The organism is Hylemonella gracilis str. Niagara R (genome assembly GCF_000600295.1).
Taxonomy (GTDB): domain Bacteria; phylum Pseudomonadota; class Gammaproteobacteria; order Burkholderiales; family Burkholderiaceae_C; genus Hylemonella; species Hylemonella gracilis_A.
This window is the reverse complement of record NZ_JEMG01000001.1, coordinates 181,588-208,057: the sequence shown is the minus strand read 5'-3', so window position 1 is coordinate 208,057 and position 26,470 is coordinate 181,588. Positions and strand designations below refer to the sequence as shown.

The following is a 26,470-nucleotide window of genomic DNA, read 5'->3' as shown; positions in this document are numbered from 1 at the left end:
TCCCTCAGCTTAGGGCGCCATCTGGGCGCCCGCTGTCATCCCTTAAGATGACAGCACAAAACAAGCAAGCGAGGAGACGCATGCGCAAATGGACCTGCAGCGACAGCGCTGGCGGCGCGGCGCGCCATGCCCAGGTGCTGGCAGGGTTGATTCACCAGCTGGGCCAGCCCCGTTTTCGCTCGCTGTTGCTCGAATCCCTGCAACCCCTGGTGCCGGCTGCTTCCTTCTCGGTCTACCGCACCGGCCACCAGAGCGTGCCCCAGCTGTACTTGTCCGGCAGTCTGGGTGTGCCCGATACCACGCTGGATTGTTGGCGGGCCTATCTGTCGGGGCCTTATCGGCATGACCGCACGCTGATGGGCGAGACAGCGGAAGAGGCGCAGTCCCTGTTGTGCCACCTGACGGCACGGGAAGTGCCGGCCGAGCACCGGGCGCGGGTCTACGAGGCCCATGGCGTGGCCGAGCGGGTGTCGGTGGTGCAGGCGGGTGAGGACGGCTTGTTCGCCGTCAATTTCTACCGCCACCAGCACCAACAGCCTTTCAGCGATGCGCAGGTCGCCGATTTCGAAGCGCTGGCGCCGGCCTTGCTGGCCTTGGCACGCAAGCATGTGGCCATGGCCCATGACCCGTCCGAATGCACGACGCCGGAATCGGCACCGTTCACCGTTCAGCGATTGCGCGCCCTGCAGCCCGCGCTCACGCCGCGTGAGCTGGACGTGTGCGTGCGCCTGTTGCGTGGCATGACCTACGACGGCATCGCCAGCGACCTGGGCCTGAGCGTGCCCAGCGTCAAGACCTACCGCAACCGCGCCTTCGACCGCCTGGGCATCCATTTCCGCAACGAGCTGTACGCGCTGGTCTTGCGCCCCAGCACGACCTTGCAATGAACATTTACTGAGCAAGGCCCATGAACCAGCGCCCGGGCAGGGTGCGGACCAGGGTGTTCAGACGGCGCGCACGGGGGGCCTTCAGGCGACCGCCTGTTGCGAGGTGCTAGCGCGCCGCTCCGGCCAGGCGGCCCAGGCCGCCGCCGCCAGAATCAGCGCGCCACCTGCCAGCGTGCGTGCCTGCAACTCGGCCGCGCCCAGCAGCACGGACGACACGCTGGCGAACACTACCTCAGTCAGCATGATCAAGGCCGTGACCGCGGCGGGCAGGTGGGCCGCGCCGTACTGCAGCCCGGCATTGGCCGCGAGAAAGGCCAGGCCGGTCAACAGCACCAGCACCATCCAGCCGAGCGCGGGCGCCGGGGGCGCGTAAGACAAGCCTTGGGATTGACCCAGCAGCGCTACCACCGCGGCGAGCAGCGCGCCACCGCCGAACATGGCGCTCATGCGGGAGACCTCGGGCAGTTCGCGCAAGCGGCGCAGCAGCACATTGGTCAGCGCGAAGGTGAATCCGCCCGCCAGGGCCAGCCAGTCCGGCAGGCTGGTGGGCAGGGGCCAGGCCGATTGCGGCGTCTTGAGCACGATCACCACGCCGGTCAACGCCAGCCCCAGGCGCAGCAAGGCGCCGAGCGCCGGCCGCTCGCGCAGCAGCAGCCAGGCCAGCAGCACCGACCAGGCCGGCATGAGGTAGAAGAGCAGCACCACGCGCACCACGTCGCCAATGGTGACAGCCCAGTTGAAGCTGACATTGGTCAGGCCGGAGGCGGCCATCAGCGCCCAGAGCCAGGGCGAGCTCATCAGGGGGCGCCAGGCGTTCGGACGCCAGGCGAGCAAGGCCGCCAGACAGAGCACGTAGATCAGGCTGGTGGCCCACAGTGGGTGCAGGCCAAGCGCTTCAAGATGCCGGAAGGGGTACCAGGAGCAGCCCCAGACCAAGGCGTTGAGCACCAGGGCCCAGGCGGCCCGTGGTGTAGTGACACTCACTGCTTGCCGCGGCCGGCGGCTCGGCGTTGCCACCAGTGGTAGGTCAACCAGATCGCTAGGATGCCCAGCAACGCGAAGATGGCGTGCTGGAACTGGTGCAGCACCTTGAACATCCAGTCCCAATTCTGGGCGCCGTAATACCCCAGGTAGACCCAGATCGGCACGCTGATGAGGGCAGCGAAACCATCCATGAGCAACCAGGTCGCGAAACTCACGCGGTGGCTCATGCCCGCCGAGAAGAACACAGGCGTGCGCAGCCCGGGCAGGAAGCGGGCGATGAACATGACCCACTTGCCGTATTTGTGGAAAGCGTCCTGCGCCCTGGCGAAGCGCTCGGGCGTGAGGATGCGCCGGAAACCGGGCAGGCGCTGGATGCGCTGTCCATAGACGCGGCCGAGGATGAACATCAGGCCGTCGCCGATCAGCACACCCGCCATGCCGACGGCGAACATGGTGTGCACATTGGCATGGCCCAGACCGGCGATCACGCCGCCGGTCACCAGCGTCACGTCCTCCGGAATGGGCACGCCGAAGCCGCAGATCAGCAGCATCACGAACACGGCCAGATAGCCGTATTCGGTGAAGATGGGCATGAGGAACTCGAAGACTTCCATGAACGAAGGGCAGACGCAAGGGCGGCCCGGAAATCCGGGCCGCGCACCAGTGTAAAGCATTTGTTTTCCTGGCCTGGAGGGGGTCTTAATGCTGGCAAACTCGCGTCCATGCCCCGCCCGATCCAAGCTTTCATCCATCTGGACGCCCTGCGTCACAACTTGGCGCGAGCGCGCGCCGCCGCACCGGACGCCAAGGTCTGGGCCATCGTCAAGGCCAATGCTTACGGGCATGGCATTGAACGGGTCTTCGAGGGTTTGCGCGGTGCCGACGGTTTTGCCTTGCTGGACTTGGGCGAGGCCGAGCGCGTGCGCGCCCTGGGTTGGCGCGGCCCCATCCTCTTGCTGGAGGGCGTGTTCGATCCACGCGACCTGGAGCTGTGTTCGCGCCTCGGTCTCTGGCATGTCGTTCACGAGGCACGGCAAATCGACTGGCTGGCCATGCACAAGACGCATGCCCCCCACCGGGTCTTTCTCAAGATGAACAGCGGCATGAACCGCCTGGGTTTCAGGCCCGAGGCTTACCGCGCCGCCTGGGCACGGCTGGATGCCCTGCCGCAGGTGGAAGAGATCACGCTGATCACCCACTTCAGTGACGCCGATGGCCCGCGCGGCATTGCGTCACAGCTCGCGCTCTTCAATGCGACCACGCGTGACCTGCCCGGCGAGCGCAGCGTGGCCAACAGCGCGGCGACCCTGCGCCACATCCGCGACGCGGGCCTGCGCTCGGACTGGGTGCGCCCCGGCATCGCCGTCTACGGCAGCGCGCCGGACTTTCCCGAGCACGACGCGGCGCACTGGGGTCTGCGCCCGACCATGACGCTGCGCAGCCACCTCATCGGTCTGCAGCAACTGCAAGCCGGCGACACCGTGGGTTACGGTTCGGCGTTCACGGCGGACCGAGCCATGCGCATCGGTGTCGTGGCCTGCGGTTACGCGGATGGTTACATGCGCCTCGCGCCCACGGGCACGCCCGTGCTGGTCGATGGCGTGCGCACCCGTTTGGTGGGTCGCGTGAGCATGGACATGCTGACGGTGGACCTGGAGCCCGTGCACCAAGCGGGCTTGGCTCCGGACCTGGGCAGCGAGGTCACGCTATGGGGTCAGGCTGGCAATGGCGCCATGCTGGGTATCGACGAGGTCGCGCGCGCAGCAGGCACCGTCGGCTATGAACTGATGTGCGCGTTGGCGCCGCGTGTGCCGGTGGAAGTCAGGGACTGAACCGCGGGCGTGGTAGCCGCGCTCAAGCGGCGGCCCGCGAGTGTTCAATACAGACTGCGGGTGCGTGCGTGCAGGCGCGCCAGGCCTAGCAGCGCATCCGTCGAGGGGGTGGTCACGCCGGTCATCTGCCCCAGTTCGCGCACGGCTGCCACCAGCGCGTCCAGCTCCACCGGGCGGCCCGCTTCCACGTCCTGCAGCATCGAAGTCTTGAAGGCGCCGAGCTTGCGCGTGACGGCGTGACGGTCCTGCGGGCTGTCGGTGATGGGGATGCCGATGCGCGCGCCGATCTCCTTGGCTTCCAGCATCACGGCAGTGATGAAGTTGCGCACCAGCTCATCGTCCAAGATGCGGTCGGTTGTCGCCCCGGTGAGCGCGCTGACCGGGTTGACCGTCATATTGCCCCAGAGCTTGTACCAGACGTCTTTCTGGATCTGCGGTGAGACCGGGGCCTCGAAACCGGCACGTGTCAGCAGCGCGGCCAAGGCCGTTAGCCGTTCGCTGTGCGTGCCCGAGGGTTCGCCCAGGATGAGCTTGTTGCCCGCATGCCGCCGTACATGACCCGGGCCGTCGAGGGTACAACTGGCGTGCACCACGCTGCCGATGACCTGCGAGGCGGGAATCGCTGTGGCGATCACGCCCTCGGGGTCGATGGTCCGCAGCTGCGTGCCCTGCCAACGTTCGCCGAAGCCATGGAAGAACCACCAGGGCACGCCGTTCATCGCGGTCAGCACCACGGTGTGGGGCCCCAGCAGCGGCGCGATGTGGCGCGCCACGTCCGGCAGGGCCGGTGCCTTGACGGCGATGACCACCAGGTCCTGCACGCCCAGCAGGGCCGGTTCGCTCTCCGCGCGCACGGCATGGGTGACCGTGCTGCCCTCGTGGCTCAGGCGCAGGCCGTCGCGGCGCAGCGCCTCCAGCGTCGCACCGCGCGCGATGACACCGAGCTCGCAGCCCGCGACGGCGAGGCCCGCGCCGACCCAGCCACCGATGGCGCCGGCCCCATAAATGCAGACTTTCCGGTATTCCATGGGGACATCATAGAACTGTGATTTCATACAGCCATCGGCTAAGATGAGCGCATGGCAAAAGAAAAGACGGTCTACAGCTGCGGCGAATGCGGCGGCACCAGCAGCAAATGGCTGGGCCAGTGCCCGCACTGCAAGGCCTGGAACACCCTGGTCGAAACGGTGGCCGAAACTATCGCGCCGACGAAAAATCGCTTTGCCGCGCTGGCCCGGACCGCCGAGGTGCAGGCCCTGGCCGACATCGAGGCAGCCGATGTGGAACGCACCCCCACGGGCCTGGACGAGCTGGACCGCGTGCTGGGTGGTGGCATCGTTGAAGGCGGTGTGGTCCTGATCGGGGGCGATCCGGGCATCGGCAAATCGACCCTGCTGCTGCAGGCCCTGGACAACTTGCAACGCGCGGGTGGGGGTGTGTCGAGCGTCGCTGGGCCGCCCCAAGACGGCGAACGCCCACCCTCAAGCGCAGCGCAAGGCCAGCCTGCAAGTGGGGGCAGAGCGCCACATCCGGTGCGCGCACGGGGGAGCGTTCTGTACGTCACCGGCGAGGAGAGCGGCGCGCAGGTGGCCCTGCGGGCGCGGCGCCTGGGCCTGGAAGGTTCGCGGGTACAGGTACTGGCCGAGATCCAGCTCGAAAAAATCCTGGCCACGCTGGAGGCGCAGCAGCCCGCAGTCGCCGTCATCGATTCCATCCAGACGGTCTATTCGGACCAGCTCACTTCCGCGCCCGGCTCGGTGGCCCAGGTGCGTGAATGCGCGGCCCACCTGACCCGTGCCGCGAAAGCCAGCGGCACCTGCATCGTGCTGGTGGGCCATGTCACCAAGGAAGGCGCGCTGGCTGGCCCGCGTGTGCTCGAGCACATGGTGGACACGGTGCTGTACTTCGAGGGCGACACGCACAGCAGCTTCCGCCTGATCCGCGCCATCAAGAACCGCTTCGGCGCGGTGAATGAGATCGGCGTGTTCGCGATGACGGAAAAAGGCCTGAAGGGCGTGAGCAATCCCAGCGCGATCTTCCTGAGCCAGCACGCCGAGCCTGTGCCCGGCAGTTGCGTGATGGTCACGCTGGAAGGCACCCGCCCTCTATTGGTGGAAATCCAGGCCCTGGTGGACAGCGGTGGTCCGAGCCCACGCCGCCTGTCCGTGGGCCTGGATCGAGATCGCCTGGCCATGCTGCTGGCCGTGCTGCACCGCCACGCGGGTGTGGCCTGCATGGATCAGGACGTGTTCGTCAACGCCGTCGGGGGCGTGCGCATCAGTGAACCGGCGGCCGACCTGGCGGTGTTGCTGTCCATCACCTCCAGCCTGCGCGGCAAGCCCCTGCCCAAGGGTTTCATCGCTTTTGGCGAAGTGGGTCTGGCCGGTGAGGTACGCCCGGCGCCGCGGGGGCAGGATCGGCTCAAGGAGGCGGCCAAACTGGGTTTCAGCGTCGCCATCGTGCCCAAGGCCAACGCGCCCAAGAAGGCCATCGAAGGGTTGACCATCCACCCGGTGGAGCGCGTCGAGGAAGCGATCCAGGCCCTGCGCGGGCTGGATTGATCCAGCGCAAACCTCTGCGTAAAGAGGGGCGCGGGAAGCGGATAAGCCAGTCGAGAGCCATTATCATTTGCATCGGGCGCCCATTGTTTCTGGTCGCCTTTTGCCTGCCTGATCTTCGTCAGGCCTTGCCATGTCTCCCGCTTCAAACACCTCCCCCATCCGACTGTCCGAGCTGCCCCAGGGCGCGCGCGGCACCGTCCTCGGCCTGAACCCCGCGGGGGTGCCGGACCCCCAACTCCTGCGTCGCTTGAGTGAACTCGGCTTCCTGCCGGGTGAACCGGTGCAACTGATGCGCCGTGGCCCGGGCGGCCGTGAACCGCTCGCGGTTCAGGTGGGCGAGACCTTCTTCGCCCTGCGGCAGATCGAGGCGCAGTGTGTCGAAGTCAGCGTCGAAGTGGCAGCTGATGCGCGCGCGCAAAGGCGGCCCGCATGAGCGCCGACACATTGCGCGTGGCCCTGGTCGGCAATCCCAATTGCGGCAAGACGGCGCTGTTCAACCTGCTCACTGGCGCGCGCCAGAAGGTGGCCAATTACGCGGGCGTCACCGTCGAGCGCAAGGTCGGCAGCACCACGCTGGCCAACGGGCGCACCGTCTCCGTCATCGACCTGCCCGGGGCCTACAGCCTGACGCCGTCCACACCGGACGAGGCCGTCACGCGCGAGATGGTGCTGGGCCAACGCGCTGGTGAACCCGCGCCAGACGCGCTGATCGCCGTGGTTGACGCCACCAATCTCGTCATGAATCTGCGCCTGGTGCTGGAGCTGCGCCGGCTCGGCCGACCCATGGTCGTCTCCGTGAACATGGCCGACGTGGCGCGTGCGCGTGGCCTGGCCATCGACATCCAGCGCCTCTCCACCGAACTGGGCGTGCCGGTGGTCGAGACCGTGGCGGTGCAGAGCCGTGGCCATGCGGCCCTGCTGGCCGAGCTGGAGCGGCAGGCCGAATGGCCTGTGCCGGCGGTGCCGCGGTCGGTGGTCGGCACGGATGTGCCGAGCCTGCCGGAGCTGCAGCGCGAGGTCCGCCGTATCCTGGCCGTGGCCGCGCCCGGTGCCACCCAGTTCAAGCGTTTCAACCATCGGCTCGACGCCATCGTCATGCACCCGGTCGGCGGCCTGGCCTTGCTGGCAGCACTGCTGTTCCTGATGTTCCAGGCGGTGTTCTCCTGGGCCGCCGTGCCCATGGACGCCATCAGCGAGGCCATGGCCTGGGCCGGTGAGGCGCTCAGCGCCCACATGGCCGACGGGCCTCTGCGCAGCCTGCTGGTCGATGGCGTGATTGCCGGTGTCGGCGGCGTGCTGGTGTTCCTGCCGCAGATCCTGATCCTCTTCCTGTTCATCCTGGTGCTGGAGGACTCGGGCTACCTGCCGCGCGCCGCTTTCCTGCTGGACACGCTGATGGGCAAGGTCGGCTTGTCGGGCCGTGCCTTCATTCCCTTGCTGTCGAGCTTTGCCTGCGCCATCCCCGGCATCATGGCCACGCGCACCATCCCGAATTGGCGTGACCGGCTGGCCACCATCATGGTCGCGCCGCTGATGACCTGCTCGGCGCGGCTCCCGGTGTACGCGCTGCTGATCGGCGCCTTCGTGCCTCGACAGACCGTGGGGGGCGTCAATCTGCAAGGCCTCACGCTGTTCGTGCTCTACCTGGCCGGCGTGATCTCGGCCATGCTGGTGGCTTGGCTGCTCAAGCGCGTCTGGATGAAGAGCAGCTACCAGCCGCTCATGCTGGAGCTGCCGCCCTACCGCCTGCCGAACCTGCGCAACCTGTTGATCGGCTTGTGGGAGCGGGCACGCATCTTCCTGCGCCGCGTGGGCACCATCATCTTCGCCCTGACCGTGGTGTTGTGGTTCCTGTCCAGCTTCCCCGCTCCGCCCGAGGGCGCGACGGGCCCGGCCATACAGTACAGCTTGGCCGGGTATCTGGGGCGTGCGCTGGAGGTTGTGTTCGCGCCCATCGGCTTCAACTGGCAGATTTCGATCGCCCTGGTTCCTGGCTTGGCCGCGCGCGAGGTTGCCGTGGGCGCCTTGGGCACGGTGTACGCGCTGTCGTCCACGGGGGAGGTGGCCGATGCGCTGGCGCCCGTGATCGCCCAGACCTGGTCGATGGCCACGGCCTACGCCCTGCTCGCCTGGTTCGTGTTCGCGCCGCAGTGCATGTCCACGCTGGCCGTGGTGCGGCGCGAGACCAATGCCTGGCGATATCCGCTGATCATGGCAGCCTACCTGTTCGCGTTGGCGTATGTCGCGGCTTTTCTGACCTACCGCATCGCCCTTGGGCTGGGTGCCTGAACCGCAAGGAGCCTTCATGCAGACCATCGTGGTGACGCTGATCGTGTTCGCGTGTTTTGCTTATGCGGCCCAGGCGCTGATGCCCGCGGCGTTGCGCCGCGCGCTGGCGCGGTGGTTGACTTCGTGGCCGCACTGGCCGGCACCGGTGGCGCGGCGCCTGCAGCGTGCCGCGCGCAGGTTTGAGTCGGGATGCGGCTGCGAGGGCTGTGATCGGCCTGCCAAGGCGGCTACCGCAGTCAACCAACCGCAGTCCATCCACATCCAGCGTCGCCGTCCATGAGCACCGTGCGCCTGCCCTCTGGCGTCCAGGTCGCCGCGCTCGGCCAGGGCACCTGGTACATGGGCGAGAACCCGGCTGCCCGCAAGGCGGAAGTCGCGGCGCTGCAGGCGGGACTGGACCTGGGGCTCACCTTGATCGACACCGCTGAGATGTACGCCGAGGGCGGGGCCGAGGAGGTGGTGGGCGAGGCCCTGGCTGGGCGGCGCGCCCAGGCCTTTCTGGTCAGCAAGGTCTACCCGCACAACGCCTCGCGCGCGGGGACCATCGCGGCTTGCGAGCGCAGTCTGAAGCGCCTGCGCACCGACTGCATCGATCTGTACCTGCTGCACTGGCGCGGCGCGTTTGCGCTGGCCGACACCGTGGCGGCCTTCGAAGCCTTGCAGGGCGCCGGCAAGATCTGACACTGGGGCGTGAGCAACCTCGACCTCGCTGACATGAAAGAACTGTGGCGTGTGCAAGGCGGCGCGAACTGTGCGGCCAACCAACTGCTCTACAACCTGGGCCGGCGCGGCATCGATTGGGACCTGCAGCCTTGGCTGCGCGAACGCGGCGTGCCAGTGATGGCCTACTCGCCCATCGAGCAGGCGCGCTTGCTGCGCCATGCGGGTCTGCGCGCTTTCGCGCAAGAGCATGGCTGCACCCCGGCCCAGGCCGCGCTGGCCTGGCTGCTCGGGCAGGAGGGCGTGATCGCGATCCCCAAGAGCGCGAACGCGGCGCACCTGCGCGAGAACGCGGCCGCGCGCGACATCCGTTTCACCCCGGCGCAACGCGCCGAACTGGACCAGCTTTTCCCGCCGCCACGACGGGCCTCGCCGCTGGAGATGCTCTGAGACAATCGCGCCCCATGAAAATGCATCTGCGCAAGATTCTGGTGGCGCTCGGCTTGGCCGTGCTGTTCGTGGGCGGGCACCGCGCCTGGGGTTGGGGTGGCGTGGCCCTGGTGTCGGGCGGCATCGTGATGTGGCTGCTGCTGCACTTCAACCGTTTCATGACCGTGATGCGTCGCGCCAGCGAGCGGCCGCTGGGGTATGTGGACAGCGCGGTGATGCTCAACGCCAAGCTGCGGCCTCGGGTCTCGCTGCTGCACGTCATGGCCCTCACCCGTGCCCTGGGTGAGTTGCGTTCGCCCCAGGGTCAGCAACCCGAGGTCTACCGCTGGACCGACCCAGGCGGTTCCTGGGTCGAAGCCGAATTCGCCGACGGCCAACTGATGCGCTGGACCCTGCAGCGACCCCAGCCCGAAGACGCGGGCGCCACCGAGGCCCAAGGCGATGCGCCGGCCGCCTCGTAAAATGGCCAGCTCGCGCCTTTTTTTGCTTGCCTTGAATGTGTCGGGGCAGGGCGTCTTGATGCAGTGCAATAGCAGAGGAAAAGTTTCATGAGTTCCCTACCGACCTCGATGGCCGACCGCGACGGAAAAATCTGGTTCGACGGCAAGCTGGTGGAATGGCGCGACGCCAAGATCCACGTCCTGACGCACACCCTGCACTACGGCTGTGGCGCATTCGAAGGTGTGCGGGCCTACAACACGGTCAACGGTACGGCCATCTTCCGTCTGCAGGAGCACACGGAGCGCCTGCTCAACAGCGCCAAGATCCTGCGCATGAACGTGCCCTTCACGGCCGAGCAGATCAACGAGGCTCAGAAGGAAGTGGTGCGCGTCAACCAGCTCAAGAGCTGCTACATCCGTCCGCTGACCTGGATCGGCGACAAGAAGCTGGGCGTCAGCCCCAAGGGCAACACCATCCACTTGATGGTCGCCGCCTGGGAGTGGGGTGCCTATCTGGGCGAGGAAGGCCTCAAGCGCGGCATCCGCGTCAAGACCAGCAGCTACGCGCGTCACCACGTCAACATCACCATGACGCAGGCCAAGGCCGTCAGCAACTACAGCAACTCCATCCTCGCCAACATGGAAGCGACGGAAGACGGGTATGACGAGGCCCTGCTGCTTGACACCGCCGGTTTCGTGGCCGAGGGCGCGGGCGAGAACATCTTCGTCATCAAGGGCGGCGTGATCTACACCCCCGACTTGTCGGCTGGCGCGCTCAACGGCATCACGCGCAACACCGTGCTGCACATCGCCAAGGACCTGGGCCTCGAGGTCGTGCAAAAGCGCATCACGCGCGACGAGGTCTACATCGCCGATGAAGCCTTCTTCACCGGCACGGCCGCGGAAGTCACCCCCATCCGCGAACTGGACCGCGTGCAGATCGGCGCCGGCACGCGCGGCCCGGTGACGGAAAAGATCCAGAGCGCCTTCTTCGACATCGTCAACGGCCGCAACGCCAAGTACGCGCACTGGCTGAGCAAGGTCTGATGAACCGAGCGGCGCGTCACCATCTTCCACGCGCCACGCCAACCAGAGACCACGGACTAGACACAAGGTGAGACACCATGAGCAAGCCCATCGTTGAACTGCTGGCCAAGGACCTGAACGCCCATGGTGGCGTGTACTGTCCCAGCCCCAAGGCGGACATGACATTGTGGGACAACCATCCCAAGGTCTACCTGGACGTGGCCCACACCGGGGAGGCCAAGTGCCCATACTGCGGCACCGTCTACCGCCTGAAGGCGGGCGAGCACGTCGCCTCGCACCACTGAGACCGATTGCAGTTCTGCCGCCGCGCTGAACTGAAATTCTCGCGCCCCAGCCATCCTTCGGACAGAAAAAAGCCGCCCTTGCGAGCGGCTTGTAAAGTCCTCGGAAGGACGTCGTTGGGAGTTCAGATTCTCCGGGTCTTGCAAAAGGTGAACTATCCCCCCTATGGGGGAAATCGCCTGCGTGCAAGTCCCATTCGGTCTGCCGGGCTGACGTGCACTGGTTAATCCGCATGCTGAACCCGACGTTGCCGTGCGAGGTCGGCATGGCCTGGGCCTGGCCCCGGGTACGGCCGAGGGTCTTCAGTATCGGTATTCAGTGGGACGATGGGCTGGTTGTGGGCACAGGCTCGGCCTGCAAGGGTAGGCGCAGGACGAAGCAGGCGCCCGGCGCCGAGGCAGGCGCCTGGCCTTCTGCATCTTGCGACGAGGCACGGGGTGCGTCCTCGCAATGCACGCTGCCGCCATGCCGTTGCGCGATGGTGCGTACCAGGGCCAGTCCCAGTCCCACGCCGCCTTCCCGCTCTGACGCGCCGGGCAGGCGGAAGAAGGGCTCGAAAATTCTCTCTCGCAGCGCGGGCGGCACACCCGGGCCCTGGTCGCAGACACGCAGTTCGACCATGGCCGGGCCTGTCGCGGTGGGCGCGTGAGCGCTTGCCGGTGCTGCCTCCGTCACCTTCAGCGTGAGGCTGACCAGTCCCGCGCCGTGGCGGCGAGCGTTTTCCAGCAGATTGCGCACGGCACGGCGCAACAGCCGGGGCTGGCCCCGGGCGTCATCGAGCAAGCGCAGGCTGCGCGCGTCGGTGGGCGGCTCCAGCTCGGCGTCCACTCGGGCGCATTCCTCCGCTGCCAGGCCCAGCAGGTCGATGGGCTCCAGCGGACCCAGTGCGTCAGGGCTGCCGTCCAGCCGACTGGCCAGCAGGATTTCGTCGATCAATTGATCCAGTTCGCGGATGTTGCGCGTGATTTCCTCGTAAGCTGCTGGATTGGGCTGCGCCGCCGTCCCGCGGCCAGCGGGTTTTTGCAGCAGCTCCAGGCTCATGCGGATGCGTGCCAGCGGCGAACGCAGCTCGTGCGAGGCATTGGCCAGCAAGGTTTTGTGCGCCACCAGCAAGGCCTGGACGCGCGAGGCCGCCACGTTGAAGCGCTGCGCGAGAAAAGCCACCTCGTCTTGCCCATCCTCGGGCAAGCGCCGTGCCAGATCACCTTCACCCCAGCGTTCCACGCCCTGCTGCAGGCGTTCGATGCGTTGGGTCAGCTGGCGTACCACCGGCCAGGCGCCCAGCGCCACGGCGGCGGCGATCAGCACCAACAAGACCAGCAGGCCGGCCAAGCTGTAGGGCGGCTCCCACCAGGCAGGTGGCGGGGGTATGCGCAGGTCTCCGCGCGGGGGGGCGGGCAGCCAGATGTGCATGATCTGGCCGTCGCGCATAGGCACCTCGAAGTTCAGCCCGGGGCCGAAGGTGCCGTGCAAGGGGCGCGGCGGCATGCGCGAGGGCCGCAGGGTCAGCGCGCGGCCCAGCACCTCGCCTTCGGCGTTGCGCACCACGATCTCACGCCCGGGACGCAGGGCGCGGTCGTTCTCACGTGCCCTCTCGGCCTGTATCCGTTCAATGTGCGTGATCCACGCGAAGATCAGCGTCAGCACACCGATGGCGCCGACCACGGCTAGCCAGAGGCGCAGATAGAGACGATGGAAGGGCGGGATATTCATGGCCGACGGGGAAGGCATGCCCAGGCGCGGAAGGTGCCCTCAATCCTGCTGGCGGGCGAAGACGTAGCCCACGCCGCGCACGGTCAGGATGCGCTTGGGTGTCTTGGGGTCGGCCTCGATGGCCGCGCGGATGCGGCCCATGTGCACGTCGATGGAGCGGTCGAAGGCTTCCAGCTCGCGGCCGCGCACGGCTTCCATGATCTGCTCGCGGGTCAGCACGCGACCGGCGCGTTCGGCCAAGGTCACCAGCAGGTCGAACTGGTAGGAAGTCAGTTCGCAGGCCCGACCCTGCACGGTGACCGTGCGCGCGTCGCGGTCGATGGTGAGCGAGCCGAAATGCAAGGGAGGGCTGCTGGGCGCCTCCTCGTCCGTCGTTAAAGCCAGGGACGACTGGGCATGCCGGCGCAAGAGGGCGCGCACGCGGGCCAGCAGTTCACGCGGCTCGAAGGGTTTGGCCAGGTAGTCGTCGGCGCCGATCTCCAGGCCGATCACCCGGTCCATCGGATCGCCTTTGGCCGTGAGCATGAGGATGGGGGTCTGTGCTGTGGCGCCGGGCAGCGCGCGGATGCGGCGGCAGATGTCCAGCCCGTCCATGTCGGGCAGCATCAGATCCAGCACGATGAGCTGGGGGGTCTGGTCGTTTGCCTGCGGTGTGTTGCCCAGCTTGGCCAGTCCGGCGGCGCCGGTGCCCGCGTGCTGCACGGCGAAGCCCGAGGGGGCCAGATAGTCCCGCACCATCGCGGCCAACCGGGCGTCGTCCTCGATCATCAGCAGGGGCGTGGGGCTCATGACGGCGAGTGTATCCATCCCCGCAATGGTGCGAGGTGGCCATGAGTCGGGCTTGTCGTGGCCGTAAAGAAAGGTAAAGCGAGGTTTGTTAAGCTGGGGCAACGACTAGGCGTTGGCTTTGTTCGCGCCGCTTTTTTTGATTCTGAGTTTGCAAGGGGACCCGATGCTCGGCGGTACAAGGCTTTTCTCACGAACGGTCATGCTGTATCTGTGCGTGTTGGGGTTGGCTGCAACTTCGTCGGTGCAGGCAGGATTCGCCGAGGGGGATGCTGCTTACAAGCGCAAGGACTACGTCACAGCGTTCGCGGAATTCACGACGATGGCCGAGCAGGGAGACGCAGAGGCCCAGGCGAATCTTGGTGTGATGTATTTCAATGGGCAAGGCGTTGCCAAGGACTTTGTTCAGGCTACGAACTGGTTTCGCCGAGCCGGGGAGCAAGGTCTTGCGCATGCGCAGTATTACCTCGGTCGGATGTATGCGAACGGTTGGGGTGTCGACAAAAACGAACAAGAAGCTGTGGTGTGGTTCCGGCGAGCAGCTGAGCAGGATTTTGCGATTGCGCAAGTCACTTTGGGCAATATGTACCGCTTAGGTCAGGGCGTCGCCAAGGACGGCCAAGAGGCGGTCCAGTGGTATCGCAAGGCGGCGGAGCGCAAGCGCACTCGGGGTCGGCGTGAATGGAGCCGTGATACCTATGACGTTAATCATCTGCGATTCACGCTGGCCTCCATGTATGACCGAGGTCAAGGCGTTGCTCAGGACGACGCGGAAGCGGTCAAATGGTATCGCCAGGTTGATCTTGGGCCTTGGTATGCGCAGGCGAACTTCAACATCGTCACGATGAACGATGGAATTCGGAAGTCCGCGAAGAATGACCTAGAGGCTATCTCCCTGTACCAGCAAGCGGCGGCGCAAGGAAACGTGGATGCCCAAGACAGGCTCGGCTATGTCTATGCCAACGGTCTGGGCGTGGCCAAAGACGAGAAAGAGTCGAGGCGCTGGTATCACCTGGCCGCCGAGAATGGCAGTGCATCCGCGCAGTGGCGACTGGGATGGATTTATTCCAGGGGTCAAGAAGTCACTCAGGACCTGGGCAAGGCGGAATACTGGTATCTCAAGGCAATCGAAAATGGGCACGCGAATGCACGGGATTTCCTGCAATCCATGTTCTATGGCCAGGCGGGGGAGGCCAAGGGCGACAAGGAGAGAGCGCATTGGTGCCGCAAGGCGGCAGAGCAGGGAATGGCCCAGGCTCTGTTCGACCTTGGCCTCTATTACGAAGAAGGGAAAGGTGTGCGGAGGGACAAAGTGCTTGCGTACGCCCTGTACCTTCTGTCGGCAGCGCGGGACTTCAAGGCGGCGTTCATCCATGCGGATCGGCTTGCCAAGCAATTGACCCCGACCCAACAAGCGGAAGCCGAACAAATGGCGCTGGCCTGGAGGGAAGGCAGGTCTTTCCCTGAAAAGAGCGAGACTTGGAGTCGGTGGTAGGTGTTGCTCAGTCGCGCCGCTGAGCTCGCGCAGCCAACGCCACCAGCACCAGCACTGGCACCCCCAGCAGAGCCGTGCTGGTGAAGAAGGTGCCATACCCCCAAGCATCGACGAATTCGCCGGAGAAGCCCGCGACGAATTTGGGCGCGAGCGCGTACATCGAGCTGAACAGCGCGTACTGGGTGGCCGAGTACGTGACGTTGATGAGCCCGGACAGGTAGGCGATGAAGGCCGCCGAGGCCAGGCCGGAGGCCAGGTTGTCCGCCGAGATGACGTAGATCAGCGCCGTCACGTCATGTCCGCGCGTGCTCAGCCAGGCGAAGAGCAGATTGGTCGCCGCGCTGAGCAGGGCGCCCAGCATCAGCACACGCATCACACCCAGGCGCAGGGCCAAGGCGCCGCCCAGGAAGGAACCAGCCAGCGTCATCATCAGACCGTAAATCTTGGTGATGGCGGCGACCTCGTCCTTGCTGTAGCCCATGTCCACGTAAAAGGGATTGGCCATGATGCCCATGATCAAGTCGCTGACGCGGTAGATGGCGATCAGCGCGAGGATGAGCACGGCCTGCCAGCGGTAGCGGCGCAGGAAATCCAGGAAGGGCTCGACGATGGCATCGCGCAGCCAGGCCAGCGGGCCGGGTGCAGCGGGGGGCGTTGCCGTGGCTCGGGAGACAGCGGGTGACAGCAACACGGTCAGCATGCCCGGCAGCATGCTCGCCGCCATCACCAGATAGGCCGTGGTCCAGGCCGCGTTCTGGTAGACCGGCGTCGCGCCGGGCAGAGTGACCATTTCCGCACGTGCCGCCAGCCAGAGCACGCCGGCGCCCGCCCAGATCATGGCCAGTCGATAGCCGGCCTGGTAGGCCGCCGCCAGCGCGGCCTGGCGTTCGGTGCTGGCGGATTCGATGCGGTAGGCGTCCAGCGCGATGTCCTGGGTGGCGGAGGCAAAGGCCACCAGCACTGCGAAGCTCGCGACGGCGTGCAGGCCCTGGCGCGGGTCCGCCAGGGCCATGCCGATCAGGCCCCCCGCCACGCCCAACTGGGCCAGCAGCAGCCAGCCGCGCCGCTGGCCCAGCCAGCGCGTAAGACCGGGGAGAGGCAGGCGGTCCACCAGTGGCGACCAGACCCATTTGAAGCCGTAGGCCAGGCCGATCCAGCTCAGGTAGCCGATGGTGGCGCGGTCGATGCCCGCCTCGCGCAGACGGAAACTCAGCGTGCCCAGCACCAGCAGCAGGGGAAGGCCGGCCGCGAAACCCAGGGCCAGCATGCGCAGGGTGGCGGGTTCGAGGTAGATGCGCCAGGCGGCCAGCCAGCCCGGTTTGTTGGTGGCGTCGGGTTGCGCGGGGGCCTGAGGCTCGGAAAGGGGCGTGGACATGCGGGGAATCATACGTGGGGGTTTGTTCGGAGCGGATGCCGGGGCCTGGGCTTGCCCAGCTGTGGTCTTTCCATCCAGCCCGCGCTTGCGGCATCATTGCGCCACCATGAAAAGACGCAATTTCATCCTGACCTGGACGCTGCTGCTCGCGGCGATGTTCTGCGCCCGTGTCGGCCACGCCGAGGACCAGAAGCTGGGCGTGGACGTGGGCAAGACCTCGGCCTTCACCAAGCTGGCGCCGGCCGAGGACGTGGAGAAGATGGCCCAGACCCAGTACCAGCAGCAGCTGGACGAGGCGCGCAAGAAGAATGCGCTCGCGCCCGATGACGACCCGCAGCTGCGTCGTTTGCGCGCCATCGCGGACCAAATTATTCCCCATGCCCTGAGCTGGAACCCGCGCGCCAAGAACTGGAAGTGGGAAATCAATCTGATCGTCAGCAAGCAGGTCAACGCTTATTGCATGCCCGGGGGCAAGATCGCCTTCTACACTGGCATCCTGGAACAGCTCCAGCTCACCGATGACGAGGTCGCCATGGTCATGGGCCATGAGATCGCGCACGCGCTACGCGAGCATGCGCGCGAGCGCATGGGCAAGAGCCAGGTCACCACGGGCTTGGCGCGCGTCGGCGGTGCGGTGGCTTCCGCCCTGTGGGGCATCGATCCGAACCTGACCGATTCGGTCGCGCGCGGTGGCGCCAACCTGCTGACTCTAAGCTTCAGCCGCGGCGACGAAAGCGAGGCCGATCTGGTCGGCATGGAACTGGCCGCCCGCGCGGGCTACGACCCGCGCGCGGGTGTGACGCTGTGGCGCAAGATGAGCAGCGCCAGCAAGGGCGCGCCGCCGCAGTGGCTGTCCACCCACCCCTCGGGCAAGACGCGGATCAAGGAAATCGAGAAGAACCTGCCGCGTGTGGAGCCGCTGTACGAGCAAGCGAAAAAGTAAGCCCCCCTGAGGCGCTACGCGCCTTCCCCCCTGAACGCCAACCTGCGGTGGCAGGGGGGACGCACTCAGCGGCCTGGCAAAGCCAGCTCCGCGAGTGCCCTGGTTTGGGTCCCTTCAATCAAACAAAGTTACGTCCCGCCAACGAAGGGGTTGGTTTCGCGTTCCTGGCCGAAGGTGCTTTCCGGTCCATGGCCAGGGATGAACACGGTGTCATCGCCCAGGGGCCAGAGCCTTTCTGTGATGCTGCGGATCAGGTCGCCATGGTTGCCGCGTGGAAAGTCGGTCCGGCCGACGGAGCCCGCGAACAGCACGTCACCGACGAAGGCGCGGTGTGCTTGCGGCGAATGGAAGACCACGTGGCCCGGCGTGTGGCCCGGGCAGTGGCGCACGTTCAGCGTGCAGTGGCCGATCTGCACCGTGTCGCCGTCGTGCAACCAGCGCGTGGGCACGAAAGGTTCGCCCGCCGGCATGCCGAAGCGGCGGCCCTGTTCGGCCAGGCCATCGATCCAGAACTGGTCGTCCGGGTGCGGGCCGATGATGGGCAGGCTCAGCGCGCGGGCCAGTTCCGCTGCCGCACCTGCATGATCCAGGTGGGCGTGGGTGATCCAGATGGCCTTGAGGTTCACTCCCGCGCGGGCGGCCGCGGCGGTGATGCGTGGCAGATCGCCGCCCGGGTCGATGACAGCGGCGTCCATCGTCTCGTCGCACCAGACGATGGAGCAGTTCTGCTGGAAGGCGGTCACGGGGACGGTCAGGTACTGGAGCATGGTGGCGTGGTGATATCCAAAGCTGGTTTGGAAAGTGATGCTATCCAAAACCGGGCCGCATCGGTCTCAGGGCTGGCCCAGGAAGAGGTAGACCGCGTTGGAGCCGCTGGCGGCGTGGCCGACCCCGAAGTACAAAGGGCCGACCGGTGTATCCACCGCAAGGAAGAGGGCGTTGCTGCGCAGTGTGCCCTGGTGCCGGGATTCCTCGACCACTTCACGGATCTGGCCGACCTCGTAGGACAGGCCCAGCTCCATCCCCTGAAGCAAGCCCGGGCCGGTCAGCCGGTAAGCGTAGACCAGGCGCCCCATCTGGGCGCGTGTGCCCAGCAGCTCACCGGTCTGGTAACCCGACATGCGCAGAAAACCGCCCAACTGCGCGAGTTCGTGTTCGGGTAAAGCGCGGTCGCCGCTGGCGCGCGAGCTGTAGTAGGCCGCGCGCACGATATGGTCGTCCAGCGTCGTGGCGCCGCGCCAGGCCAGGTCCAGCTTGTCGTAGCGCAGGTCTGCGCCGTAGGCGGGCAGCGATTCGAAATAACGCAGGTCCAGTGCCATGCCGTGGTGTGGGAAGCTGAGGCTGTCCAGTGTGTCCGTGCGCAATTGCAGCTCCAGGCCGCCTGTGTCGACGGAAGGCAGCTGCAGATCATCCAGGTCGGCGCTCGTGTCCTTGTTCAGCTGCACGCGACCGCGCAGCAGCCCGGCGCGCAGCTCGGCCGCGTGGCCCAGGGCCAGCCCGGGTTGCAGGCGTGCCGTGGTCTCATCGCGACGATAACGCGCCACGCGCTGGCCGCTCGAGAAAATGTCGAAGGGCTCGCGCCGGGTTTCGACCTGGGCACTGATGAACATGTTGCGCTCCACGTCCAGGGGCTGGAACCATTCTGTGCCCAATCGGTCGGTGCGTCCCGTCTGCAACTCGTTGCGCCACTCGGCGCCCAGTGTGTTGAGCCAGGCGTGGCGGTGCGCCAGCAGCAGGTTGAAGTAAGCGTTGCCCGAGAAATCGCTGGACAGGTTCAGGCCCACGCGCAGGTAACTCGGCCCCCAGGATTTCTCCGTGGCTTGCACGGCCACCGTCTGACTGCCGTCGGCTTGGTCTGCCAGGGTGTAGCTCAGGCTTTCGAAGTCACCGGTGGCGTAGAGGCGACGCAGGTCGGCGTCGAGCTGGCTGGCGTCGAAGCTCTGCCCCGGCCGCAGGCGCAGCATGGCCCGCACGGCCTCGGGGTTGACCACCTGGGTGCCGGTGATGGTCACGCTGCTGACCTGTGCCCGCTCGGGGCGCGGCGCCAGGCGTTGCCGCTCCCATTGTGCGTAGCTGACCTCGTCGAGGCGGAGACGTCGCAGCTCTTCAGCCATGTTCCGTGCGGCGCGCTCGCCTGCGTCGGCGGCTTCGAGCAGGCGGTCGAAATCGGCGGTGCCGATGCTGCCGAGGTCGGGGCTGATCAACACGTCATCGGGACTGAGATCCTGCAGGGATTCGTGCACGTTCTGCGCCATCACGACGCGCATCATCTGCTCGGTCACACCCAGCAAGGAGCGGATCTGATCGCGTTCGTGCAAGGGTGTGCCGATGTTGACCGCGATCACGGTCTGGGCGCCCATGGCGCGTGCCACGTCCACCGGCAGGTTGCGGCTGACACCTCCGTCCACGAGCAGCCGCCCGTTGATCTCGACCGGGTTGACGATGGCTGGCAAGGCCATGCTGGCGCGCACGGCGGCGGAAAGGCTGCCGTGGTCCAGCACCACCATTTCCGCCGTGCCCAGGTCCGTGGCCACCGCGCGAAAGGGGATGGGCAGGCGGTCGAAGTTGGCGTTGCGCTGGCGCGCGGTGAGCTGGCGCAGCACGGCCTCGAGCGCCACCCCGGACACCGCGCCCTTGGGCAGGCTGATGCCACCCGTGCTTAGCCCCATCTCCGGGCCGATGTAGTTGTATTTCCCCTCGGCCTTGCGGCGCAGAGGGAGGTCGTCGCGCTGCACGTCGCGAAACAGCAGCGCAGTGTTCAGGGGCCTTATCGTGGCCTCCAGCACGTCCAAAGGCATGCCGCTGGCGTAGGCCGCGCCGATGATGGCGCCTGCGCTGGTGCCGACGATGCAGTCCACCGGCACGCGCAACTCCTGCAGCACCTTGAGCACGCCCAGGTGCGCACCGCCGCGCGCGCCACCGCCCGATAGCACGAGGCAGACACGCGGTCGTGCCTGGGGTTCGGCCCGTGGGCTCTGGCTGGCCGCCGTGCTCGCAGCGGGCACGACGCTTGGGTTCCTCGTTTGACCGATGGCCCGCGACGGCGGCAAGGCCAGCAGGACAGCCGCGAGCATGGCCAGGGGGAGAGTCATGAACGCGGTCAACGACAGGCGCGCGTCGCCGCGCCCGCCGGCTGGCCGGCCGCGTCTCAATTTGTCCATCCACGCGTTTGCATGCCTGAATTCTGTCTGGAAATGTGACGAGCAAAGGCACAATCACAGCCATGAGCGCCGCCTTTTCCCGGTTCCTGCCGCTGGACGACGAGCTGCGTGCCGTGCTGCACAACGAAGTGCACGCGCGCCCGCCGGCCCGAATTCGCCTGCCGGCGCTGGTCGTCTACGTGGCCGTGCTCAACGAAGGCGTGAGCCGCGAGCAGGAATGCGCGCACCTGCGTCTGCTGCCGGGGCAGCATGGGCTGTCGCTCGATGCCCTGCAGGCCAACTTCCTGCGCCTGCGTTTCGAGGGCTACACCGTCAAGTGGGAACGGCACACCGAGTACACGCGTTATTCCCTGGTGCAGCCCTTGCCCGCGCACGCCGCGCTGGGCGCGGCCGAGCCCGATCTGTCATCCAGCCTGGTGCTGCCGCCGGACTGGTTGCGCGACATCCCTGGCCGCGTCTTCGCGGCCATCGAACTCGCCCTGGTGCATGGCGATCTGGACGCAGCCGAGTCCACCATGGCCCTGGCACGGCGCTGGTTCGGCGAGCGGGTGGTGGTGGCCTCGGTCATGGGCAACCAGGGCCATTCCTGGGCCGTGACGGACTTTCATCTGCGTGACAGCGGCTTCGAGCGTTTCCTCGTGGTCGCGCCGCCGTCCACGAGCGAAACCCGCGCCGGACGGATTTCGCAACGTCTGCTGGAACTGGAAACCTACCGGCTGATGGCGCTGCGTGGCCTGCCCGTGGCCAAGGACCTGGGCGCCATGCTGGGCGAGGCCGAAGGAGCTCTGGCCGGCATCACGGCCCGGCTGGAAAACAAATCCGCCTCGGAGCAGGAACTGCTCGATACCCTGATCGGCCTGGCCGCGCGCATCGAGCGTGCGATGGCCGAGCACGACTACCGCTTCGCGGCCACACGCGCCTACGCGGCCATCGTGGACCAGCGGCTGGACGAGTTGCGCGAGCAGCCTGTGCCCGGCACCCAGACCGTGGGTGAATTCCTGCAGCGCCGCCTTTCGCCAGCCATGGCGACCGTCACGGCCACGGCGCAGCGTCTGGCGTCCTTGTCAGCACGTGTCGCGCGCGCCAGCGCCTTGCTCCGCACCCGGGTGGACATCGCCACTGAGGCGCAGAACCAGCAGCTGCTGGAAAAGCTCACGCGTGGCCAGGAACTGCAGCTGCGCCTGCAGACCACGGTGGAAGGCCTGTCGATCGCGGCGATCTCCTATTACGTGGTCAGCCTGCTGGTCTACGGCGTCAAGGCCGCCAAGACGGCGGGGCTGCCTATCGACGTGGAGATGACCACGGGCGTGCTGATCCCGATGGTGATCTGGGGCGTGTGGCGTGTCACGCGGCGGGTGCACCAGAAGCTGAAGGCGGGAGGGGGATAGCCCCCATCACTGCCCGGTCGAACTGAAACAGACGAAGCCTGCGGGCTGACGAGCGCCCCATCTAAGCGGCGAGAAAACGCTGCAGCGACTGGATGACCTGCCGCGGCCGTTCGTGCACGATCCAGTGGGTGGCGTCGGGCACGCGTTCCAGCGTGAGCTGCGGGATGTAGTCGTCCAGGCCCTCGATCAGCTCGGGTGGCAGGGCGGTGTCACCCAGACCCCAGAGCACCAGGGTGGGCATGGAGATGGTCAGCATCTCGCGCGGCAGCGTGATCTGGCTGGCCGCCGCATCGTCCGGCCGAGGCGGGCGCAGGGGCGAGGCGCGGTAATAGTTGAGGCCGCCCGTGAGCCCCTGGTCCCAGACGGCGCGGTAGCGCTGTTTCAATTCCTCGGTCAGCCAGCCGTACCCGTCTGCACCCGCGCCCAGGTTCAGGAAAAAGTCCCAGAGACGGCGGTAGTCGTCCTCGGCCAGCAACGTTTCGGCATCGGGCCGGATCAGGAAGTTCATGTAGGCGCTGGCGGCTTGTTGCTTCGGATTGTTTTGCAGTTCGCGCAGAAAGGTGCCCGGGTGTGGCGAGTTGAGGATGGCCAGGCGCCGCATCAGCGCGGGCTGCTGGTTCGCCAGGTTCCAGGCCACGGCGCCGCCCCAGTCGTGCGCGACCAGACAGGCCAGGGCCTGGCCGGGTGATTCGATGGCGATCAGGGCCGCGATGTCCTGCACCAGGTGCTTGGCTCGGTAGGCGGCGGGCTCGGGCGGCGCGCTCGACATTTCGTAGCCCCGCAGATTGGGGGCCACGCAGCGGTAGCCGCCGTTTTCTGGCCGGGCAAAATGTTCCAGCAATTCATCCCAGACGAAAGCGGCTTCGGGGAAACCATGCAGAAAGAGCAGCACCGGGCGGCCGCGGGTGCCGGCGGCGCGGCAGCTCAGGCTGATGCCATGGGGCAAGGCTTGTTGCCAGGTGTCGATCATGGGCACTCCGCAGGATGGTCTTGCGCAGATGCTAGTCCCAGACCTTGGTGTGCACAGTCCCAGAGCAGACAGGCCATCACGCGGTGGATGAGCCCTGGCGGCCCTCATGCCGCAGCCCCGCCGCTTTATCCGGCAGGCCCCAATTCCGGCAGGTCCCAATACGGCGGGTTGCCGATGTGTTCCTTGAGGTGCGCGATGAACAGTTGCGCCTTGGCCGTGTGGGAGCGGCCCGGTAGCCGCACCGCGTGGATCTCCGCGTTGCCTCCTTTGGAGTTTGGGCTCAGGCCTGAACTCGCAGCGGCAGGTGAACTGTCGGGGAACAGTGACACCAGCCGACCGTCCCGCAGTGCGTCGCACACCAGCCAGCTGGCGAGGTGCACGATGCCGATCCCCGCGATCGCCGCTTCCAGCAGGGTCTCGGTGTCGTCGGTCTTGAACGAACCCCGCACAGGCAGTGCCGTGGTGCGCCTGAGCTCCGGGAAGTTCCACCAGCCTGTGGGTATCGGGGTGGACGCGTAGTTCAGGCAGTTGTGCGTGAGCAGCTCCTGTGGCCCGGCCGGCGCGCCGTGCCGTTCCAGGTAAGCCGGGCTGGCGCAGGCCAGACGGCGTTGTGGTGCGAGCCGGGTCGCCACCAGATCGCTGTCAGGCAAGACCCCGATCCGGATGGCCACGTCCGCGCGTTGTGTCGTGAGGTCGACACGCTGGTCGCTGACGTGCATTTCGATCTCCATCAGCGGGTATTTCGCGAGAAAGGTCGGGAGCGCCGGCACCACATGTCGCCGGCCGAACGCCGCCGGCACAGTGACCGACAGCAGACCGGAGGGATCGGCGTTGAGGTCGGCCAGCACATGCCGGGCATCGTCCATCTCCGCGAGCATGCGCCTGGCGCGTGGCAGGAACTCTTCGCCAGCATCGGTCAGCCGGATGGCGCGTGAACTCCGCGCCAGCAACTTGACGCCGAGGTCGGCTTCGAGCGTGTCGATCTTGCGGGTGATGGAGGACACCGCTGTGTCTTGCTGGCGCGCCACGGCCGTGAAACTGCCTTCGGTGGCGACGGCGAGAAAGGTTTGGATGGCGTCCAGCATGGGCAGGCATTCAGCGTGAGGCGATGACGTATTTTGCTAAATACGCAATCTAGCTTTTGAAGACAGGTTATTGTTGCAAACAATGCAACTCAACACAATCGATCACACCACAACCGGCCCTTGGGCCAGAAAGAAAGATCGACATGGTCACCTCTGCATTCCACACAACACGCAAACGCCTGGCCCGGATGGCCATCATCCCCCTGGCGCTGGCCGCGCAACTCGCTGTCGCCGGGGGCGACATCCCATTCAGTGCCGACACCGTCTATCCCGAAGGCGTGGCCTACTCGGCGCGTCAGAGCAGCTTCCTGGTGGGGTCCGTCCGCCACGGCACCATCGGCAAGGTGAGCGCTGAAGGCCGTTACGTCCCCTTCATCCAGGACCAGGCGCTGATTTCCAGCACCGGGTTGTTTCTCGATGCCCGACGCAACACCCTGTGGGTGGCCAATGGCGACGTCGGCGGCTCCGTGCACAGCAGCCCGACCACGCAGGGCAAGCTCGCGGCCGTGGCCGCCTACGACGCCAGCACCGGTGCCAGGAAAGCCTATTACGACCTGAGTGGTCTGGTGCCGGGGGCCCATTTCGCCAATGACATCACCGTCGACGCTCAGGGCAATGCCTATGTGACGGACAGCTTCGCTCCCGTCATCTACCGCATCGACACCACGGGCAAGGCCACTGTCTTCGTGCAGGACCCGCGGTTCACCGGCGAAGGCTTCAATCTCAACGGCATCGTGTACCACCCCGATGGCTACCTGCTGGTGAATAAGCACAACAGCGGGGAACTGTTCCGTATCCCCGTGAGCGACCCCAAGCAGATCTCCGCAGTGAAGTTACCCGAGGCACTCCCGGGCGCCGATGGCATGGTGCTGCGCGACCCCGGCCGCATCGTGCTGGTGCAGAACGGCCAGGCCAACCGCGCGCTGGAGTTGGTCTCGACCGATGGCTGGAAGAGCGCCACGGTCAAGAGCAGTCGCAAGAGCCTCCATGTCTTCCCGACCGCCGCCGCGATCGCGGGTGGTGACCTCTACATCCTCAACGCCCGCCTCGACAGCCTCTTGACGCCCGACGCACCCAAGGTCAGCGACTTCGTGCTCCAGAAGTATTGAGGTGATGTTCATCGCCACTGGCATCGGACCGTGCTCCGGCTGAAGCGCTCAAGGATGCGCGCCAGTTCAACACGGAAATCGACCCTGAGACCCTGGTGGTGATGTGCCGAAGAAATGCCCGGCTGGTGGAGGTGGTCGGTGCAGGCCAGGGCCGTCACGCCTTGGAACAAGGGTGACCCACGGCCGACAACGATCCACGGTGCTCAGAGCTGGAAATCGTAATGGACGGTCAGTGGCGCGTGGTCGCTGAACTTCTCGCCCTTGTAGACGCTGGTGCTGCGCGCCAGCGCCGCGAGGGCGGGCGTGGCCAGGTGGTAGTCAATGCGCCAGCCCACGTTCTTCGCGTAGGCCTGCCCGCGGTTGCTCCACCAGGTGTAGGCGGTGTCCGTCGCCTCGGGTTCGAGCGCGCGGTACACGTCTATGAGGCCACCTTGCTGCGGGTCCAGCAGCTTGGTCATCCAGGCGCGCTCCTCGGGCAGGAAGCCGCTGTTCTTCAGGTTGCCCTTCCAGTTCTTCAGGTCCATTTCCTTGTGCGCGATGTTGACGTCGCCGCAGAGGATGAACTCACGCTGGCCGCGCAGCGTCTGCAGGTGTGCCCACATTTCGTCGAGGAAGCGGTACTTGGCTTCCTGCCGTTCCTCGCCCGAGGAGCCGCTGGGGAAGTAGCAACTGATCAGTGAAAGCTTGCGCTGCGGCGTGTCGAAGCGCAGTTCCACCCAGCGGCCTTCGGCGTCGAACTCGGGCGAGCCGTAGCCAATCAGCACGTCGCTGGGCGCGTGCTTCGTGTAGACGGCCACGCCCGAGTAGCCTTTTTTCTCGGCGTAGTGAAAGCGGCCTTGCAGGCCAGCGAGTTGCTCGAACTTGCCCGTCACGTCCGGTGCCTGGGCCTTGACTTCCTGCACGCAAATACAATCCGGGCGCGTCTTCTCAAGCCAGGCCTCGAGCCCCTTGCTGGTGGCGGAACGGATGCCGTTGAGGTTGAGACTGACCAGATTGAACAAGGATGATGTAGC

24 protein-coding genes and 1 pseudogene are annotated in these 26,470 nt (G+C 66.4%); 14 read left to right on the top strand and 11 right to left on the bottom strand.

All coding sequences use genetic code 11. The features are described 5' to 3' along the window. The first annotated feature begins 80 nt into the window (after nucleotides 1–80). Nucleotides 81–887, top strand: a complete 807-nt coding sequence (locus AZ34_RS01040) for a helix-turn-helix transcriptional regulator (protein WP_081767020.1) — start codon at nucleotides 81–83, stop codon at nucleotides 885–887. A gap of 81 nt (nucleotides 888–968) precedes the next feature. On the opposite strand, the gene AZ34_RS01035 is transcribed toward AZ34_RS01040, so the two are convergent. Beyond that, entirely contained in the window at nucleotides 969–1,871 is a 903-nt protein-coding gene (locus AZ34_RS01035; protein ID WP_035603845.1) for a DMT family transporter, read from the bottom strand. Then, the gene (locus AZ34_RS01030) at nucleotides 1,868–2,464 is read right to left on the bottom strand and encodes a DedA family protein (RefSeq protein WP_231495430.1); all 597 of its coding nucleotides are present in this window, start codon (nucleotides 2,462–2,464) and stop codon (nucleotides 1,868–1,870) included. The genes AZ34_RS01035 and AZ34_RS01030 overlap by 4 nt, the downstream gene beginning before the upstream one ends. Before the next feature lie 129 nt (nucleotides 2,465–2,593). Here AZ34_RS01030 and alr point away from each other — a divergent pair, with 129 nt between their 5' ends. Further along, a complete protein-coding gene (gene alr / locus AZ34_RS01025; protein WP_035603839.1) occupies nucleotides 2,594–3,703 on the top strand; it encodes an alanine racemase in 1,110 nt (369 codons plus the stop codon). Nucleotides 3,704–3,747: 44 nt separating this feature from the next. Here the strand turns inward: alr and AZ34_RS01020 are convergent, their stop codons facing one another. Then, nucleotides 3,748–4,731, bottom strand: coding sequence for a 2-dehydropantoate 2-reductase (locus AZ34_RS01020; protein WP_035603836.1), 984 nt, complete (start codon nucleotides 4,729–4,731; stop codon nucleotides 3,748–3,750). Nucleotides 4,732–4,782: 51 nt separating this feature from the next. Between AZ34_RS01020 and radA the strand changes: the two genes are divergently transcribed. The 8 genes and pseudogenes from radA (at nucleotide 4,783) to AZ34_RS00980 (ending at nucleotide 11,434) form a co-directional block, all read left to right on the top strand. Continuing rightward, nucleotides 4,783–6,264: a DNA repair protein RadA gene (radA, locus tag AZ34_RS01015; RefSeq protein ID WP_035603833.1), complete on the top strand. Its 1,482-nt coding sequence runs from the start codon at nucleotides 4,783–4,785 to the stop codon at nucleotides 6,262–6,264. A 130-nt stretch (nucleotides 6,265–6,394) separates the two neighbouring features. Then, complete coding sequence (locus AZ34_RS01010; RefSeq protein WP_197026478.1) at nucleotides 6,395–6,697, top strand: FeoA family protein; 303 nt, start codon at nucleotides 6,395–6,397, stop codon at nucleotides 6,695–6,697. Then, entirely contained in the window at nucleotides 6,694–8,553 is a 1,860-nt protein-coding gene (feoB, locus tag AZ34_RS01005) for a ferrous iron transporter B (protein WP_035603830.1), read from the top strand. The genes AZ34_RS01010 and feoB overlap by 4 nt, the downstream gene beginning before the upstream one ends. Before the next feature lie 16 nt (nucleotides 8,554–8,569). Continuing rightward, nucleotides 8,570–8,833, top strand: a complete 264-nt coding sequence (locus AZ34_RS01000) for a DUF6587 family protein (RefSeq protein ID WP_035603827.1) — start codon at nucleotides 8,570–8,572, stop codon at nucleotides 8,831–8,833. Next, nucleotides 8,830–9,663 (top strand): annotated as a pseudogene (locus AZ34_RS00995) (aldo/keto reductase). Before AZ34_RS01000 ends, AZ34_RS00995 begins: the two are co-directional and overlap by 4 nt. 20 nt (nucleotides 9,664–9,683) lie before the next feature. Beyond that, entirely contained in the window at nucleotides 9,684–10,124 is a 441-nt protein-coding gene (locus AZ34_RS00990) for a hypothetical protein (protein WP_035603824.1), read from the top strand. A gap of 87 nt (nucleotides 10,125–10,211) precedes the next feature. Further along, nucleotides 10,212–11,150, top strand: a complete 939-nt coding sequence (locus tag AZ34_RS00985) for a branched-chain amino acid transaminase (protein ID WP_035603821.1) — start codon at nucleotides 10,212–10,214, stop codon at nucleotides 11,148–11,150. Nucleotides 11,151–11,227: 77 nt separating this feature from the next. Beyond that, the gene (locus AZ34_RS00980) at nucleotides 11,228–11,434 is read left to right on the top strand and encodes a zinc-finger domain-containing protein (protein ID WP_035603818.1); all 207 of its coding nucleotides are present in this window, start codon (nucleotides 11,228–11,230) and stop codon (nucleotides 11,432–11,434) included. Nucleotides 11,435–11,747: 313 nt separating this feature from the next. Here AZ34_RS00980 and AZ34_RS00975 read toward each other — a convergent pair whose 3' ends face one another. Continuing rightward, nucleotides 11,748–13,145, bottom strand: a complete 1,398-nt coding sequence (locus tag AZ34_RS00975) for an ATP-binding protein (RefSeq protein ID WP_051510021.1) — start codon at nucleotides 13,143–13,145, stop codon at nucleotides 11,748–11,750. A gap of 39 nt (nucleotides 13,146–13,184) precedes the next feature. Beyond that, nucleotides 13,185–13,934 carry a response regulator gene (locus tag AZ34_RS00970; RefSeq protein ID WP_231495429.1) on the bottom strand — a complete coding sequence of 250 codons (750 nt, stop codon included), beginning with the start codon at nucleotides 13,932–13,934 and terminating at the stop codon, nucleotides 13,185–13,187. 112 nt (nucleotides 13,935–14,046) lie between these two features. Here AZ34_RS00970 and AZ34_RS18595 point away from each other — a divergent pair, with 112 nt between their 5' ends. Further along, complete coding sequence (locus AZ34_RS18595) at nucleotides 14,047–15,426, top strand: tetratricopeptide repeat protein (RefSeq protein ID WP_231495428.1); 1,380 nt, start codon at nucleotides 14,047–14,049, stop codon at nucleotides 15,424–15,426. A gap of 7 nt (nucleotides 15,427–15,433) precedes the next feature. On the opposite strand, the gene AZ34_RS00960 is transcribed toward AZ34_RS18595, so the two are convergent. Next, nucleotides 15,434–16,801 carry an AmpG family muropeptide MFS transporter gene (locus tag AZ34_RS00960; protein ID WP_035603812.1) on the bottom strand — a complete coding sequence of 456 codons (1,368 nt, stop codon included), beginning with the start codon at nucleotides 16,799–16,801 and terminating at the stop codon, nucleotides 15,434–15,436. 106 nt (nucleotides 16,802–16,907) lie between these two features. On the opposite strand from AZ34_RS00960, the gene AZ34_RS00955 reads away from it, so the two are divergent. After that, a complete protein-coding gene (locus AZ34_RS00955) occupies nucleotides 16,908–17,744 on the top strand; it encodes a M48 family metallopeptidase (RefSeq protein WP_035603809.1) in 837 nt (278 codons plus the stop codon). A gap of 128 nt (nucleotides 17,745–17,872) precedes the next feature. Here AZ34_RS00955 and AZ34_RS00950 read toward each other — a convergent pair whose 3' ends face one another. Both AZ34_RS00950 and AZ34_RS00945 read right to left on the bottom strand, forming a co-directional pair. Beyond that, nucleotides 17,873–18,511 carry an MBL fold metallo-hydrolase gene (locus tag AZ34_RS00950; RefSeq protein ID WP_035610527.1) on the bottom strand — a complete coding sequence of 213 codons (639 nt, stop codon included), beginning with the start codon at nucleotides 18,509–18,511 and terminating at the stop codon, nucleotides 17,873–17,875. A gap of 66 nt (nucleotides 18,512–18,577) precedes the next feature. Continuing rightward, nucleotides 18,578–20,836 carry a patatin-like phospholipase family protein gene (locus AZ34_RS00945; protein ID WP_197026477.1) on the bottom strand — a complete coding sequence of 753 codons (2,259 nt, stop codon included), beginning with the start codon at nucleotides 20,834–20,836 and terminating at the stop codon, nucleotides 18,578–18,580. Between the two features lie 131 nt (nucleotides 20,837–20,967). On the opposite strand from AZ34_RS00945, the gene AZ34_RS00940 reads away from it, so the two are divergent. After that, nucleotides 20,968–22,293: a DUF3422 family protein gene (locus AZ34_RS00940; RefSeq protein ID WP_035603806.1), complete on the top strand. Its 1,326-nt coding sequence runs from the start codon at nucleotides 20,968–20,970 to the stop codon at nucleotides 22,291–22,293. 61 nt (nucleotides 22,294–22,354) lie between these two features. Here the strand turns inward: AZ34_RS00940 and AZ34_RS00935 are convergent, their stop codons facing one another. Then, nucleotides 22,355–23,263, bottom strand: coding sequence for an alpha/beta fold hydrolase (locus AZ34_RS00935; RefSeq protein WP_035603803.1), 909 nt, complete (start codon nucleotides 23,261–23,263; stop codon nucleotides 22,355–22,357). Between the two features lie 125 nt (nucleotides 23,264–23,388). Further along, complete coding sequence (locus tag AZ34_RS00930; protein ID WP_035603800.1) at nucleotides 23,389–24,348, bottom strand: LysR family transcriptional regulator; 960 nt, start codon at nucleotides 24,346–24,348, stop codon at nucleotides 23,389–23,391. 143 nt (nucleotides 24,349–24,491) lie between these two features. On the opposite strand from AZ34_RS00930, the gene AZ34_RS00925 reads away from it, so the two are divergent. After that, nucleotides 24,492–25,457, top strand: coding sequence for a hypothetical protein (locus AZ34_RS00925; RefSeq protein WP_081767018.1), 966 nt, complete (start codon nucleotides 24,492–24,494; stop codon nucleotides 25,455–25,457). A gap of 203 nt (nucleotides 25,458–25,660) precedes the next feature. Here the strand turns inward: AZ34_RS00925 and AZ34_RS00920 are convergent, their stop codons facing one another. Continuing rightward, nucleotides 25,661–26,458, bottom strand: a complete 798-nt coding sequence (locus AZ34_RS00920; RefSeq protein ID WP_035603797.1) for an exodeoxyribonuclease III — start codon at nucleotides 26,456–26,458, stop codon at nucleotides 25,661–25,663. Nucleotides 26,459–26,470 lie beyond the last annotated feature (12 nt).

What these genes read in the sequence shown, in the direction of transcription:
- AZ34_RS01040 (WP_081767020.1), top strand. Translation starts at nt 81, where the DNA reads ATGCGCAAATGGACCTGCAGCGACAGCGCTGGCGGCGCGGCGCGCCAT.
- AZ34_RS01030 (WP_231495430.1), bottom strand. Translation starts at nt 2,464, where the DNA reads ATGCCCATCTTCACCGAATACGGCTATCTGGCCGTGTTCGTGATGCTG.
- alr (WP_035603839.1), top strand. Translation starts at nt 2,594, where the DNA reads ATGCCCCGCCCGATCCAAGCTTTCATCCATCTGGACGCCCTGCGTCAC.
- AZ34_RS01020 (WP_035603836.1), bottom strand. Translation starts at nt 4,731, where the DNA reads ATGGAATACCGGAAAGTCTGCATTTATGGGGCCGGCGCCATCGGTGGC.
- radA (WP_035603833.1), top strand. Translation starts at nt 4,783, where the DNA reads ATGGCAAAAGAAAAGACGGTCTACAGCTGCGGCGAATGCGGCGGCACC.
- AZ34_RS01010 (WP_197026478.1), top strand. Translation starts at nt 6,395, where the DNA reads ATGTCTCCCGCTTCAAACACCTCCCCCATCCGACTGTCCGAGCTGCCC.
- feoB (WP_035603830.1), top strand. Translation starts at nt 6,694, where the DNA reads ATGAGCGCCGACACATTGCGCGTGGCCCTGGTCGGCAATCCCAATTGC.
- AZ34_RS01000 (WP_035603827.1), top strand. Translation starts at nt 8,570, where the DNA reads ATGCAGACCATCGTGGTGACGCTGATCGTGTTCGCGTGTTTTGCTTAT.
- AZ34_RS00990 (WP_035603824.1), top strand. Translation starts at nt 9,684, where the DNA reads ATGCATCTGCGCAAGATTCTGGTGGCGCTCGGCTTGGCCGTGCTGTTC.
- AZ34_RS00985 (WP_035603821.1), top strand. Translation starts at nt 10,212, where the DNA reads ATGAGTTCCCTACCGACCTCGATGGCCGACCGCGACGGAAAAATCTGG.
- AZ34_RS00980 (WP_035603818.1), top strand. Translation starts at nt 11,228, where the DNA reads ATGAGCAAGCCCATCGTTGAACTGCTGGCCAAGGACCTGAACGCCCAT.
- AZ34_RS00975 (WP_051510021.1), bottom strand. Translation starts at nt 13,145, where the DNA reads ATGAATATCCCGCCCTTCCATCGTCTCTATCTGCGCCTCTGGCTAGCC.
- AZ34_RS00970 (WP_231495429.1), bottom strand. Translation starts at nt 13,934, where the DNA reads ATGAGCCCCACGCCCCTGCTGATGATCGAGGACGACGCCCGGTTGGCC.
- AZ34_RS00960 (WP_035603812.1), bottom strand. Translation starts at nt 16,801, where the DNA reads ATGTCCACGCCCCTTTCCGAGCCTCAGGCCCCCGCGCAACCCGACGCC.
- AZ34_RS00955 (WP_035603809.1), top strand. Translation starts at nt 16,908, where the DNA reads ATGAAAAGACGCAATTTCATCCTGACCTGGACGCTGCTGCTCGCGGCG.
- AZ34_RS00950 (WP_035610527.1), bottom strand. Translation starts at nt 18,511, where the DNA reads ATGCTCCAGTACCTGACCGTCCCCGTGACCGCCTTCCAGCAGAACTGC.
- AZ34_RS00945 (WP_197026477.1), bottom strand. Translation starts at nt 20,836, where the DNA reads ATGACTCTCCCCCTGGCCATGCTCGCGGCTGTCCTGCTGGCCTTGCCG.
- AZ34_RS00940 (WP_035603806.1), top strand. Translation starts at nt 20,968, where the DNA reads ATGAGCGCCGCCTTTTCCCGGTTCCTGCCGCTGGACGACGAGCTGCGT.
- AZ34_RS00935 (WP_035603803.1), bottom strand. Translation starts at nt 23,263, where the DNA reads ATGATCGACACCTGGCAACAAGCCTTGCCCCATGGCATCAGCCTGAGC.
- AZ34_RS00930 (WP_035603800.1), bottom strand. Translation starts at nt 24,348, where the DNA reads ATGCTGGACGCCATCCAAACCTTTCTCGCCGTCGCCACCGAAGGCAGT.
- AZ34_RS00925 (WP_081767018.1), top strand. Translation starts at nt 24,492, where the DNA reads ATGGTCACCTCTGCATTCCACACAACACGCAAACGCCTGGCCCGGATG.